This is a genomic window from Mesorhizobium sp. WSM4884, from assembly GCF_029625675.1.
Taxonomy (GTDB): Bacteria; Pseudomonadota; Alphaproteobacteria; order Rhizobiales; family Rhizobiaceae; genus Mesorhizobium.
The window spans coordinates 232192-245505 of record NZ_JARTVO010000009.1; the positions used below are offsets into that span (position 1 = coordinate 232192).

Below are 13314 nucleotides of genomic sequence, written 5' to 3' on the forward strand. Positions count from 1 at the left end.
ATTTCAGCTGTCTATGAGGCTCGCCTTGAGCGTGATCGCAGCGACGCCGGCCAGCGCCCTCGAGACCAGGCAGGTCGCCTTGGCGGCTTGCGCGAGCCGCTCGAAATCATCCGCGGCCAGCCCGGCGACGCGCGCTTCCGTCTCCAGTTCGATGCGGGTGATGGTCGGCCCGGCCGTGGTGGCGCCCAGATGCACCTTGGCAATCGTGTGGATGCTCGCCGGGATGTGACCTTCGCGGCCAAGAATGGCGCTCAGCGCCATCGAGAAGCAGCCGGCATGGGCGGCCGCGATCAGTTCCTCCGGATTGGTGCCCGGACCGTTCTCGAAGCGGGATGGGAAGGAATAGGCACCTTCGAACACGCCGCTGCCCAGCCGCAACCGGCCGGATCCCTCTTTGAGCGTGCCTTGCCATTCGGCCGAAGCGTCGCGGATCGTCATTGCTGTTCTCCTCTCTGATCGGTCAGGCGCCGTCGACGACGACCTTGCCGAAGACGTCGCCCCGCTGGAAATGGCGGTAGCCCTCGCGCGCCTCGGCGAAGGGGAAGATCCCGTCGATGACGGGCTTCAGCCGATGCGTGGCGACGGCGGCGAGCATCGTCTCGAGAGCGCTGCGGCTGCCGACGAAGATGCGGCTTATGGTGGCGAGGCTGCGCTGGTAGACGGGGCCTGGAATCTCGACCGACCTACCTTTCTGGTCCTGCACGGTGAGCAGCACGATGCGTCCGTAAAGGGAGCTTGCGATCAGCGATTGCGCGAAGGTGGCCGGACCGCCGGTCTCGACGACGAGGTCGATGCCGCCGGTCGCCTCGCGCAGCTTCATGCCCCATTCCGGTGTTTCGGCCGCGGCGATGACGAGGTCGGCGCCAAGCGCCCGCAGCCTGTCGGCCTTCTCGTCGCGCGAGGTGACGGCGGCGACGCGGCAGCCCATGAGTTTGGCGAACTGCACCGCGAACACTGCGACGCCGCCTGAGCCGATGACCAGAACCCATTGTCCGGGCTTCGGAATCTCGGCGGCGGTCAGCGCGCTCCAGGCGGTCAACCCGGCGCAGGTGAAGGTGGCACCCTCCTGCCATGAGAGATGGTCGGGCAACCGCACGGCCCATTGCTCGTCGAGCAGGGCATATTCCGAGAGCATGCCGTCCAGCGTGCAGCCGAGCTGGTCGACGACGCCCGGATGCATGCGGCCGTCGACCCAGCGCGCGAAATAGCTGCCGGTGACGCGGTCGCCGACCGCAAAGCGTGTGACGCCGTCGCCGATCGCCGTCACCTCGCCGGCGCCGTCGCTCAGCGGAACGATGCCGGGCTGCGGCGTCAGCGGATACGTGCCGTTGAGGATCATCGTGTCGCGGCGGTTGAGCGAGGTGGCGCGTACCCGCACGACGATCTGATGCGGCCCAGGCTCAGGCGCCGGCTCCTCGCGCATCGACAGTTTGTCGATGCCGCCTTGCCCCTCCAGTCGATAGGTTCGCATTTTCGCCTCCAGTATGTAGACCGATTTACATATTATGTAGACCGATTGTCATATTCTCGGCAAGCCCTATAATGCGCACTCCTGACAGAGGTTGACATTGAGGTTGATGTGGCGACGGACACACGCACCCGCATGATCGAGGCGACGGCGCTGCTCATCAGGCAGCGCGGCTATCACGGCACCTCCCTCAACGACATTCTGAGCGCCAGCGGCGCGCCGCGCGGCTCGCTCTATTTCCACTTCCCGGGCGGCAAGGACCAACTGGTCATCGAGGTGACGCGCGCCAGCGTCGCCGATGTGACCGAGCGGCTGGGCGCGGCGCTGTCAGAGGAAAGCGATCCAGCCGTTGCCGTCCATCACATCTATCAGTCGGTCGCGCGCATGCTGGAGGACAACGAGTTCTCGCTCGGCTGTCCGGTCGCGCCCGTCGTGCTCGACGCGCCGAACGATGTTCCGGACCTGGCCGAGATCTGCCGCTCCGCCTTCGAGCAGTGGATCGGCCTGCTGCGCCAGGCATTCGTCAGGGCAGGGGTGCCGGAGCGGCGCGCGCAGGCGCTGGCGCTGTTGGTCGAATCCTCGCTCGAGGGCCTGATGGTGATCGCCCGCGCCACCCGCGACCGCACGCCGGTCTCGACGGTTGCCGACGAGGTCGCTGCGCTGGTTGAAGCCGCAGTGCTGGCCGGTAAGGCTGCGCAGCAGGCGGAGGGCGCCGCGTAAGCAGCGGCCCTAGCAAAAAGGGCGCCGCTCGGCGCCCTTTCCGTATGCATTAGCCAGATAGCCTGGATTAGAAATCCATGCCGCCACTCAAGCCCGCTTGCGGGCTTGAGCATTGTTAGTTGATGGGCGTGCTTATGGATTTCCTCAGAAATCCATGCCGCCCATGCCACCCATGCCGCCGCCAGGCATGCCGCCCGGCATGCCGCCGGCGGCTTCCTTCTTCGGAGCCTCGGCGATCATGGCCTCGGTGGTGACCAACAGGCCGGCGACCGAGGCCGCGTCCTGGAGAGCGGTGCGCACGACCTTGACAGGGTCGACGATGCCCATGGCGATCATGTCGCCATACTCGCCGGTCTGGGCGTTGAAGCCGAAGGTGCCGCCCTTGTTCTCGAGGATCTTGCCAGCGACGATCGAGGCTTCGGCACCGGCGTTGGCCGCGATCTGGCGGGCCGGAGCCTGCAGCGCGCGACGAACGATGTTGATGCCGGCCTCCTGGTCGGCATTGGCGCCGGTGGCCTTGAGGTTGCCCGAAGCGCGCAGCAGGGCGACGCCGCCGCCGGCGACGATGCCCTCTTCCACGGCCGCGCGGGTCGCGTTCAGAGCGTCGTCAACGCGGTCCTTCTTTTCCTTGACCTCGACCTCGGTCGCGCCGCCGACGCGGATCACCGCGACGCCGCCCGCGAGCTTGGCCAGGCGCTCCTGCAGCTTCTCCTTGTCGTAGTCCGAGGTGGTCTCCTCGATCTGCTGCTTGATCTGGGCGACGCGGCCCTGGATCTCGGCCTTCTTGCCGGCGCCGTCGACGATGGTGGTGTTCTCCTTGGAGATCGACACCTTCTTGGCGCGGCCGAGCATGTTGAGGCCGACGTTCTCGAGCTTGATGCCGAGGTCTTCCGAGATGACCTGGCCACCGGTGAGGATGGCGATGTCTTCCAGCATGGCCTTGCGGCGGTCACCGAAGCCCGGAGCCTTGACGGCGGCAATCTTCAGGCCGCCGCGCAGCTTGTTGACGACGAGCGTGGCCAGAGCCTCGCCTTCGACGTCTTCCGAGATAATGAGCAGCGGCTTCGAGGTCTGAACGACGGCTTCCAGGACCGGCAGCATGGCCTGCAGGTTGGAGAGCTTCTTCTCGTGCAGCAGGATGTAGGCGTCTTCCAGATCGGCGACCATCTTGTCGGCGTTGGTGACGAAGTAGGGCGAGAGGTAGCCGCGGTCGAACTGCATGCCTTCGACGACTTCCAGCTCGGTGTCGGCGGTCTTGGCTTCCTCGACGGTGATGACGCCTTCGTTGCCGACCTTCTGCATCGCTTCCGCGATCATCTTGCCGACCGACTCGTCGCCATTGGCCGAGATCGTGCCGACCTGGGCGACTTCCTCGGAAGTCTTGATCTTCTTCGACGCCTTGCCGAGAGCGGTGACGACTTCACCGACGGCGAGGTCGATGCCGCGCTTCAGGTCCATCGGGTTCATGCCGGCGGCAACGGCCTTGTTGCCTTCCTGGACGATGGCCTGGGCGAGAACGGTCGCGGTGGTCGTGCCGTCGCCGGCGATGTCGTTGGTCTTCGAGGCGACCTCGCGCACCATCTGCGCGCCCATGTTCTCGAACTTGTCTTCGAGTTCGATCTCCTTGGCGACGGTGACGCCGTCCTTGGTGATGCGCGGCGCGCCGAACGACTTGTCGATGACGACGTTGCGGCCCTTCGGACCGAGGGTCACCTTCACCGCGTCGGCGAGGATGTTGACACCGCGCAGCATGCGCTCACGGGCGTCGCGGGAGAATTTTACGTCTTTTGCAGCCATAGTTAGCTCCTGACAGGGGCTCGGACAGAGCCCGAAAATTCAGTTGATGGAGAGGCCGATGATCAGCCGATGATGCCCATGATGTCGGATTCCTTCATGATCAGAAGGTCCTCGCCATTGAGCTTGACTTCAGTGCCCGACCACTTGCCGAACAGGACACGGTCGCCGGCCTTGACGTCCAGCGGCACGAGCTTGCCGCTTTCGTCGCGAGCGCCGGAGCCGACGGCGATGATCTCGCCTTCCTGCGGCTTCTCCTTCGCCGTATCCGGGATGATGATCCCGCCGGCGGTCTTGGATTCGGATTCGACCCGGCGAACGACCACGCGGTCATGAAGCGGGCGGAACTTGGACTTTGCCATGTTGTCTTCCTCGAATGAGAACGGTGAGAACTGTTCCTCCATCCGGCGAGGTCGCCGGATATAAGTTAGCACTCACCTGGGGCGAGTGCTAACGTGGCGCTGAAATAGGCTGGCGGCTTGCGAGTGTCAAGGCGCGTTGCAAGGGGCAACGGCGCGAAATTTTTCTCGCCATGACACTATGCCGAAAAAGTCGGATCGCAGGTGCCGTCAAAATAGAAGCGCCGTGTTTAGCCGGCAAACAGCGGCGAAGCACGGCGCGATGCGAATGACGGGCGGACCGGAGCGGATAAGTCCGCGTTAGATGTTCATGCCGCCGGACACCTCGATGCGCTGGGCGTTGACCCAGCGATTGTCCTCCGACAGCAGCGAGGCGATCATCGGGCCGATGTCGTCGGCGACACCGGCGCGGCCGAGCGCGGTGACGCTCGCCACCATGCGGTTGATCTCGGCGTCGTCGCGCACATGGCCGCCGTTGAAATCGGTCTCGATCGCGCCGGGCGCCACGGTGTTGGCGGTGATGCCCCGGGCGGCCAGTTCCTTGGCGAGGTAGCGCGTGAACACCTCGACGCCGCCCTTCATCATCGCATAGGCGGCCGAACCCGGGACAGAGAAGCGCGCCAGCCCGCTCGAGATGTTGATGATGCGGCCGCCATCGTTGATCAGCGGCAGCAGCGCCTGGGTGAGGAAGAACACGCCCTTGAGGTGGATGTTCATCAGCGTGTCGAATTCCTGCTCCGTCGTCTCGGCGATCGGCTTGCGCAGGCCGGTGCCGGCATTGTTGACGAGATAGTCGAAGCGGTCGCGCTGCCAGATTTCCCTGAGCGTCTTCTTCAGCGCCGCGGCGAAAGCGGGGAAGCTGGCAACGGCGCCGGTGTCGAGCTCGAGCGCCGCGGCGCGGCCGCCGGCCGCCTCGATCTCGGCGATGGCGGTCTTCGCCTCGTCGGCGCGCGAGCGATAGGTGAGGACGACGTCGACGCCCTTGCGGGCGAGGTTCAGCGCGGTGTTGCGGCCGAGGCCGCGGCTGCCGCCGGTGATGAGAGCGATGGGGCGAATGGCCATGGTGAAATCTCCTCTTTGTGATGGAGATCCATATATTCGGCTGAGTGAGCGATATAATCTGGCCAGGATTGCCAACTCTATTCAGATTATGCGAACAATCATCGATGGACAGGTTCGACAGCATGCGACTCTTCACCCGCGTCGTGGAAAGGCGAAGCTTCACCGCGGCTGCCGCCGACCTTGGCCTGCCGCGCTCCAGCGCCACCGCCGCGATCAAGCAGCTCGAAGAGCGGCTCGGCGTGCAATTGCTTCGCCGCACCACGCGCCACGTCACGACCACGCTCGACGGCGAGGCTTATTACCAGCGCTGCATCGGCATCCTCGCCGATATCGAGGATGCCGAAGGCGGCTTCGGAGCGCATGAGGTGCGCGGAAGGCTGAGTGTGGATGTCAACGGCCACATGGCGCGCACCTTCCTGCTGCCGGAACTGCCGGCGCTGCTCGCCAGACATCCGGGCCTGACGGTGCATATCGGCGAAGGCGACCGCTTTGTCGATCTCGTGCGCGAAGGCGTCGATTGCGTCATCCGGGCCGGCACACTTCCCGACAGCGACATGATCGTGCGCCGTCTCGGCATCGCGCGCGAGATCACCGTCGCGAGCCCCGCCTACCTCGAACGCCACGGCGTGCCGCGCACGCCGGACGATCTGGCCGGTCACATGATGATCGGCTTCATCTCCTCCCGCACCCGGCAGGTGATGCCGCTGGAATTCACCGTCGACGGCAAGGTCCGCGAGATCGTGCTGCCGTCGCGGGTCACGGTGTCGAATTCGGATACCAGTGCTGCGCTGGTCCGGCTGGGCTTCGGCCTGTTCCAGGCGCCAAAACTTCGATATGCGGACGATATCGCGGCCGGGCGGCTGGTCGAGGTGCTTTCGGATTTTCCGCCGACGCCGACGCCGATCTCGGTGCTTTATCCGCGCAGCCGGCAACTGTCGCCAAGGGTGAGGGTGTTTGTCGACTGGCTGGTGGAGATTCTCGGACCGAAGCTGGATTCGTGAGCGATCTTATTGACGCTGGAGGGACTACACCCCTCTCTGGCAGGCCAGAGGGGGGTGAGCGCCGGCGTTTGCGGGCTGCGAACTGTTCTACAAAAACAACCGCAGCTGCGCATGGATGATCGAGCGGTAGTCCTCGATCGTGCGCCGCCCCTCGTCTTCGTCCTGGGTCAGCGCCAGCCGCACGACGCCGCCGGCGAGCTGGAAGATGAGGAAGACTATGCGTGCGAAAGCCTCGCGCCGCTCCGGCTCGATCAGCGGGCTGACATGATCGCAGAACATCTCCGCCTGTCGCCTCGTTTCGGCGATGTCGAGATTCTTGAGCGCCTTGTCGGCCTGGATCGCGTTCTGCAGGTCCTGGATCGCAGGATCTCCGGCGACGCGGCCGTGATAGTCGTCGAGCAGCCGGTCCGCAGCCGGCATCACGTCGTCGCGGTGCCGCACATCAGCGATGATCTCGGAGAGCCGCGCGCGGCTCTCTTCCGAGAAGCGCTCGTAGAGCATGGCCAGGATCGCCGACTTGCTCGGGAAGTAATGATAGACCGTGGCGATCGGCCCGCCGGCCAGCGCGCCGACTTCCTTCATCGTCACCGCGTCGATGCCTTTCTCGCCGATCAGCCGCATGGTCGTGGCGAGGATCGCATCGATGCGCTCGCGGCTGCGCTCCTGCTTCGGCCTGCGCCTGGGTTCCGTCGCCTTTGCTTCTCTCATCCACCAAATCTCTCGCGAGAGCTGTGAATTCTCGGTTGACAGGAAACTGATCAAGTATCAGTTTCGTGAAATGCTGACAACTTGTCAGCTTTTCATTCGGGCTGCAAGGGAGGCGCTTCGTGACCGTCACCGATGTCGCGCAAGCCGAAAACGGCGACTGGCTGGTCGGCAATCCGACCGGCCTGCAACTCGCCTCGGCATTGTGGATCGGTTCGGTCGGCCTGCTCATCCTGGGACTCCAGCCAGTGCTGCTCGGCGCGCTCTACGCGGAAGGCCATGTCACCGGCGACGAACTGGCACTGGTCGCCACCGCCGAGATGATCGCGATCGCCATCGGATCGGCGATCGTGGCGATGCTCTTGCCGGCTCGCAACATGCGCTGGAAGAGCGCTCTGCTCCTCATCCTGCTGGCGCTCGCCAATTTCTGGACGGCTTATGCTGGAAGTCCCAATGCGCTGATCGGCGCGCGCATGCTCGCAGGCCTTGCCGAGGGCGGCCTGGTCGCCGTCGCCACCGAGCTGATCGCCCGCTCGCGCCGAGCCGAGCGTATCGGCGGCTATTTCGTCACGCTGCAGACCTTGGCTCAATGCGCGCTGGCGCTGCTGCTCGCGCTTTATGCGGTGCCTGCGGCTGGCTCTGCCGGCGGCTTCATCGCACTCGGCATCGTCTGCCTGCTGTCGCTTATCGCCGCATGGATCGTGCCGGACGACTATGCCGATCTGCCGAAGGAAGAGCATCTTTCCAACGTGCTCACCGTGCCGGCCATCGCCGCGCTGCTGTCGATCTTCTGCTACTTCATGTTCTTCGGCGCCGTCTGGGCCTTCCTCGAGCCGCTCGGCGCCGAGTTCGGTATCGACGGCCGCACCGTCGGCCTGATGGTCTCGGCAAGCCTCGCCGCGCAGGTGGTGGGCGCCATGACCGCGACCGTGTTCGAAGCGCGTATCGACTACCGCTTCGCCATCGCCGGCATCGGCGCTGTGGCTGCGATCAGCTCGGCGGTCCTCGCGTCCGGCCCCGAGCTTTCGGTCTTCTGGGCTGTCGTGCTGGTGATGGGCTTCATCCTGCTCTTCATCGTGCCCTATCAGATCCGCATGGCGATCACCGCCGACGAGACGCGAACGGCGGTGCTCCTGGTGCCGGCCGCGCAGCTCTTCGGCCTCGCCATCGGCCCGATCGCCGCGTCGCTGCTGATCGACGGCGAGAATTTTTGGCCGGTGCCGGAATTCGCCGCGGCAAGCGCGCTGGCCAGCGTGGCGCTGCTCGGCGTTTTCGTGCTGGCCGGGCGGCGGCGCGTTCCAGCCTGAGCGGAGGTGACGATGGCGAATTCCTGGAGCAACTGGTCGGGTTTCGTAACAGCCGCCCCCCAGCTCATCGCTACCCCCGCCGATGCGGGCGAGCTGGCCGAGCTGGTGCGCTCGGCGCCCGGTCCGCTGCGGGTTGCCGGCGCCGGCCATTCCTTCACGCCGCTGGTGCAGTCGAACGGCACCATCGTCTCGCTGGAGAAGATCGAGGGGCTGGTCTCGCACGACGCCGGCGCCAACCGGGCGCGGGTGAGGGCGGGCACGCGCCTCGGCGCGCTGATGCAGATCCTGCAAGACATCGGCCAGGGCCTTCCCAATATGGGCGACATCGACCGCCAGGCGATCGGCGGCGCTCTCGGCACGGCGACGCACGGCTCCGGTCCGACGCTGGGCGCCTATCACACGCAGCTCGAGACGGTGCAGTTCGTCGACGGACAAGGAAAACTGCGCGAATACAGCCGGGCAGGGGATCCGGATATGATCCATGCCACAGGCGTCGCGCTCGGCGCTTTCGGCGTGCTCACCGAAGTGACAATGAACAACATCGCGACCTACCGGCTGCGCCGCCGCAAATGGGTGCTGCCGATCGGCGACATGCTCAAAAGCTTCGAGACGATGATGGCCGCGCACCGTTCGGCCGAGTTCTACTACATCCCGTTTTCCGGCTACGCGCAATTCATAGCTAGCGATCTAAGCGACGCCGCGCCCACGCCGCGGCCCACCGAGGACGACGAGGAGGGGCTGGCGACGTTGCGCAAGCTGCGCACCGTTTTGCGCTGGCTGCCGTCGCTGCGCCGCGCCTTGATCAGGGGCGCGGTGAGAAAGGTGCCGTCCGAGGACTATGTGCAGGACTGGCTCAACGTCTATGTCAGCGACCGCCGCACCCGGTTCAACGAGATGGAGTACCACCTGCCTTACGAGGACGGTCCGAAGGCGCTGGCCGAGATCATCGCGCTGACGGAAAAGCACTTTCCGGAAGTCTATTTCCCGATGGAGGTGCGCTCGGTCGCGCCGGACGAATTCTGGCTCTCGCCCTTCCACAAGAGGCTGACCTGCTCGATCGCCATCCACCACGATGCGGCGAACGACCCGCTGCCATTCATGCGCGCCGCCGAGCCGATCTTCCTGAGATATGGCGGCAGGCCGCATTGGGGAAAGATGCACAACCTGAAGGCGGCGGACTTCAAAAAGCTCTATCCGCGCTGGGTCGATGCGATGGCGGTGCGACGCGACATCGACCCCGAGAACCGTCTCGTGTCGCCTTACATGGCCGGCCTGTTCGGCATCGAGTTATGAGCGCCTATTTCGCCGAGCTGTCGAAGGCGCTGAAGGCGGCCGATATCTTTCGGCCCTGTCTGGTGCTCGACCGTGACCGGCTGGACGCCAACATCGCGCTGGTGAAGGAAAGGCTGGCGCCGGGCCTTGCCGTGCGCCTCGTCGACAAGTCGCTGCCCTGCCTGCCGCTGCTTTCCTATATTGCGAGCGCGCTTGAAACCAACCGCTTCATGACCTTCCACCCGCCGGTGACGCAGGCCGTGCTCGACGCCTTTCCCGAGGGCGAACTGCTCTTCGGCAAGCCGATGCCGGCCGGTGCGGCCGGCGCCGCGCTCACTAGGGGCGGCGCCGACTGGCGGTCGCGCGTGTGTTGGCTGATCGACACGCCGGAGCGGCTGGCCGAATACGGCGCGCTGGCCGCTGCGCTCGACACCGAACTGCGTTTCGCCTTCGAGGTCGACGTCGGCCTGCATCGCGGCGGGTTCTCAAGCCCGGCCGAGATCAAGGCGCTCTCGATTCCGAAAGGCCTGCGATGCGAAGGCGTCATGGCCTATGAGGCGCATGCGCCGGAAATTCCCGGCCTGTTCGGCGGCGCCGAAAGAGCACTGAAGAAGGCATCGGCCAAGGCCGCCGATTTCGTGGCTGGCCTCGATCCGGACCGGCGCCGCATCTTGAACATCGGCGGTTCGAAGACGGCGCTGCTGCATGGCGGCGGCGTCGCCAATGAAGTCTCGATCGGCTCGGCCTTCGTGCTGCCCAGCGACTTCGACACGCCAGGCCTCGACGGCTTCCAGCCTGCGGTCCTGATCGCGACGCCGATCCTGAAGGCGCTCGACCCGGTGCTGCCCGGCCCGGCGGCGCTGTCCAAAACGTTGCAGGCGCTCGGCCTCTTCCCGCGCAAGGGCTGCTATCTCTATGGCGGCAGGTGGATGGCCGAACCGCTGTTTCCCGAAGGCATGAAGCCGAACGGCCTGATCGGTCTGTCGTCCAACCAGCAGTTCATGGGGCTGCCGGCCGGAATGGATGTGAAGCCGGGGGACTATGCTTTTCTGAGGCCGACGCAGAGCGAGGCCGTGCTGCAGCATTTCGGCTCGCTTGCGGTGTTTTCCGCCGGGCGCATCGTCGAGTTCTGGCCGGCGCTGCCGATGGGGTGAATTCGTCCGCCCAAAAACGCGTTCGGTCGCATTCCTTCGCGCCCCCTTCTGTCCTGCCGGACATCTCCCCCACAAGGGGGGAGATCAGCAGCTTCGGCGCTTCGCCCTTCCTGTAACGTTGAAGATTGGCGAAGGCCGGCGTGACGTCCGATCTCCCCCCAAGTGGGGGAGATGTCCGGCAGGACAGAGGGGGGCGCTGTCCCGCCAGCTTACAAACGTTCGCCGCAACCATTTTATTGACTCAGTCAACTAAATGACCGATCCTGTCCGCGACAGGAGGAACTCCCATGACCATCCAGGACCATCCCGGCAAGGAGCGCATCGATGCGGTGCGCGCCTTCAACCGCTTCTACACCCGCCAGATCGGCGTGCTCGACGAGGTCTGGCTGAAAAGCAGCTTTTCGCTGACCGAGGCGCGGGTGCTCTACGAGCTGAACCATCGCGACGGGCTCGTCGCCAGCGACCTGGTGCGCGACCTCGGTCTCGACCCCGGCTATGTCAGCCGCCTGTTGAAGAAGTTCGAGGAGCGCGGCCTGGTCGAGCGCGCCGCTTCGGAGGCCGATGCGCGCCGCTCGCCGATTGCGCTGACGCCCGCGGGCAGGGAAGCCTTCGCGCCGCTCAACCAGGATTCGCACAATCAGGTGCGCGCGCTGCTCGATCGTCTGGCGCCCGCCGACCGGGAGCGGCTGGTCAAGGCCATGCGCACGGTGCAGGACCTGCTCGGCGACAACCCCGAACCCAAGGTGCCCTATATCCTGCGGCCGCTGCAGGTCGGCGACATCGGCTGGATCACGCATCGCCAGGGCCTGCTCTACGCGCAGGAATATGGCTGGGATGAAACCTATGAGGCGCTGGTTGCCGAAATCCTCGGCGAGTTCGTCAAGAACTTCGTCCCGCAATGGGAGCGCAGCTGGGTCGCCGAACGCGAAGGCGAAGTGGTCGGCTCTGTCTTCGTCGTCCGCAAATCGCCCAAGGTGGCGAAGCTCAGGCTGCTCTATGTCGAGCCTTCTGCGCGCGGTCTCGGTATCGGCCGGCGGCTGGTCGACGAGTGCATCACCTTTTCGCGCGCCAAGGGCTACAAGACGCTGACGCTGTGGACCAATGACATCCTCGGTTCGGCCCGCCGCATCTACCAGGCAGCGGGCTTCAAGCTGGTCGAGGAAGAGCGCCACCATTCCTTCGGCAAGGATCTGGTCGGGCAGACCTGGAATCTGGAGCTGTAGCCTCTTCCTTCTCCCCTTGTGGGAGAAGGTGGCCGAGCGAAGCTCGGTCGGATGAGGGGTGTTCCAGGGAACGCCAGCGTCTCACTCCGCTGGAACACCCCTCATCCGTCTTGGCGCTGCGCGCCAATCCACCTTCTCCCGCAAGGGGAGAAGGAGAGGGCGTCAGCCCTTCACGGGCACCCAGATTTCCAGCCCGCCATTGCCGCTATGCGCATCGAATTCCGGCCCGTAGCGCTCGAATTCCGGTGCGTCGGCGATCTCGTGTCCCGAGGCCGGCAGCCATTTGTTCCAGATCGTGTTGACGGTGCGCCGGATGGTAGAGATGTGCTCGCGATGCGGGAACACCGCGTATTTCTGCGCCGGCACCCGCACGCGGAAAAACTCCTTGGGAAGGTCGGAGAAATCACTCACCTCGACGCCGGCGACGTAGTCGAAATTGCCGGCATCGTCGCCATTGACGCAGACGCCATAGGCGACGTCGCCGATCTCGCCGGCAATGTTGCCGATATAGGGGCCGAAGCGCTGCCACAGCATCGGGATGCCGGCGCTGCTCTCGCAGCTGTAGCGCTCGCCGAGGCCGGCGATGAGGAAGGGCCGGCTGGTTTCGAAGCGCGGCGGTTCAAGATTGCTGAGGAAGGACTGGTCCATCAGGATCGGCTCCACGAGGTCGAGATTTTTGGTCGAGCCTTGCGCGCGCACCAGTTCCGGCGTGGTGCCGAACTGCTCGCGGAAAGCCCGCGTGAACGCCTCGTGCGAGCCATAGCCGGCATCGAGCGCGACCGACAGGATGTCGGGCGCGCCGCCCGCAAGCTTGCGCGCCGCTTCGCTGAGCCGTCGCGCCCGCAAATAGCCCATGACCGACCGTCCGGTGGCCGCGCCGAAGGCCCGCGTCACGTGGAAGCGCGACATGCCGCTGCTTGCCGCGATATCGTCGAGCGAAATCGAATCCGGCAGATGGCTTTCGACAAACCACAGCGCTTTCTCGGTCGGGTGCATGGCTCCTCGCATTTGGCGGGGCGACACTAGCCACCGCGCCGACTGCCAGTTTGATCGGAATTGCGCACGGAGCGAAGTCGAAACGATTTGACAAACGGAGGTGGCGGCATCATCACCAGCTCGCTCGGCGCTTTCTTCGTCGTCACGCTGCTGATGCGCAGGCGGCTTTAGAGCAATTCCAGGAAAAGTGTGAAACGGTTTTCCGTCCGGAATTGCGTCAAAACAAAGAGATAGAGCGGTTCGCCGTTTCCGT

The 13314-nt window shown here is 65.1% G+C and carries 13 protein-coding genes; 6 read left to right on the forward strand and 7 right to left on the reverse strand.

Going from position 1 to position 13314, the window contains the following annotated elements; translation table 11 throughout:
• Positions 1–3 precede the first annotated feature (3 nt).
• Entirely contained in the window at positions 4–438 is a 435-nt protein-coding gene (locus P9236_RS17250; protein WP_278075843.1) for an OsmC family protein, read from the reverse strand.
• A gap of 22 nt (positions 439–460) precedes the next feature.
• Positions 461–1471: an NAD(P)-dependent alcohol dehydrogenase gene (locus P9236_RS17255; RefSeq protein ID WP_278075844.1), complete on the reverse strand. Its 1011-nt coding sequence runs from the start codon at positions 1469–1471 to the stop codon at positions 461–463.
• A 108-nt stretch (positions 1472–1579) separates the two neighbouring features.
• Between P9236_RS17255 and P9236_RS17260 the strand changes: the two genes are divergently transcribed.
• Positions 1580–2188, forward strand: a complete 609-nt coding sequence (locus tag P9236_RS17260) for a TetR/AcrR family transcriptional regulator (RefSeq protein ID WP_278075845.1) — start codon at positions 1580–1582, stop codon at positions 2186–2188.
• A gap of 144 nt (positions 2189–2332) precedes the next feature.
• On the opposite strand, the gene groL is transcribed toward P9236_RS17260, so the two are convergent.
• The 3 genes from groL to P9236_RS17275 all read right to left on the reverse strand — a co-directional run bounded on the left by groL (position 2333) and on the right by P9236_RS17275 (position 5403).
• Positions 2333–3985 (reverse strand): chaperonin GroEL, encoded by a 1653-nt coding sequence (groL, locus tag P9236_RS17265; RefSeq protein WP_278075846.1) that lies wholly within the window; start codon positions 3983–3985, stop codon positions 2333–2335.
• Positions 3986–4047: 62 nt separating this feature from the next.
• Complete coding sequence (groES, locus tag P9236_RS17270; RefSeq protein ID WP_040975262.1) at positions 4048–4344, reverse strand: co-chaperone GroES; 297 nt, start codon at positions 4342–4344, stop codon at positions 4048–4050.
• Between the two features lie 297 nt (positions 4345–4641).
• Entirely contained in the window at positions 4642–5403 is a 762-nt protein-coding gene (locus P9236_RS17275) for an SDR family oxidoreductase (RefSeq protein WP_278075847.1), read from the reverse strand.
• Between the two features lie 104 nt (positions 5404–5507).
• Here P9236_RS17275 and P9236_RS17280 point away from each other — a divergent pair, with 104 nt between their 5' ends.
• Positions 5508–6404, forward strand: coding sequence for a LysR family transcriptional regulator (locus P9236_RS17280; RefSeq protein ID WP_278075848.1), 897 nt, complete (start codon positions 5508–5510; stop codon positions 6402–6404).
• An 87-nt stretch (positions 6405–6491) separates the two neighbouring features.
• Here P9236_RS17280 and P9236_RS17285 read toward each other — a convergent pair whose 3' ends face one another.
• Positions 6492–7112 carry a TetR/AcrR family transcriptional regulator gene (locus tag P9236_RS17285; protein WP_278075849.1) on the reverse strand — a complete coding sequence of 207 codons (621 nt, stop codon included), beginning with the start codon at positions 7110–7112 and terminating at the stop codon, positions 6492–6494.
• Between the two features lie 119 nt (positions 7113–7231).
• Here P9236_RS17285 and P9236_RS17290 point away from each other — a divergent pair, with 119 nt between their 5' ends.
• The 4 genes from P9236_RS17290 (at position 7232) to P9236_RS17305 (ending at position 12065) form a co-directional block, all read left to right on the forward strand.
• Complete coding sequence (locus P9236_RS17290; protein ID WP_278075850.1) at positions 7232–8416, forward strand: MFS transporter; 1185 nt, start codon at positions 7232–7234, stop codon at positions 8414–8416.
• A gap of 12 nt (positions 8417–8428) precedes the next feature.
• Positions 8429–9709 carry a D-arabinono-1,4-lactone oxidase gene (locus P9236_RS17295; RefSeq protein WP_278075851.1) on the forward strand — a complete coding sequence of 427 codons (1281 nt, stop codon included), beginning with the start codon at positions 8429–8431 and terminating at the stop codon, positions 9707–9709.
• On the forward strand, positions 9706–10842 hold the full coding sequence (locus P9236_RS17300; protein ID WP_278075852.1) for an alanine racemase: 1137 nt from the start codon (positions 9706–9708) through the stop codon (positions 10840–10842). The genes P9236_RS17295 and P9236_RS17300 overlap by 4 nt, the downstream gene beginning before the upstream one ends.
• Before the next feature lie 287 nt (positions 10843–11129).
• Positions 11130–12065: a bifunctional helix-turn-helix transcriptional regulator/GNAT family N-acetyltransferase gene (locus tag P9236_RS17305; protein WP_278075853.1), complete on the forward strand. Its 936-nt coding sequence runs from the start codon at positions 11130–11132 to the stop codon at positions 12063–12065.
• Positions 12066–12227: 162 nt separating this feature from the next.
• On the opposite strand, the gene P9236_RS17310 is transcribed toward P9236_RS17305, so the two are convergent.
• Complete coding sequence (locus P9236_RS17310) at positions 12228–13061, reverse strand: AraC family transcriptional regulator (RefSeq protein WP_278075854.1); 834 nt, start codon at positions 13059–13061, stop codon at positions 12228–12230.
• Positions 13062–13314 lie beyond the last annotated feature (253 nt).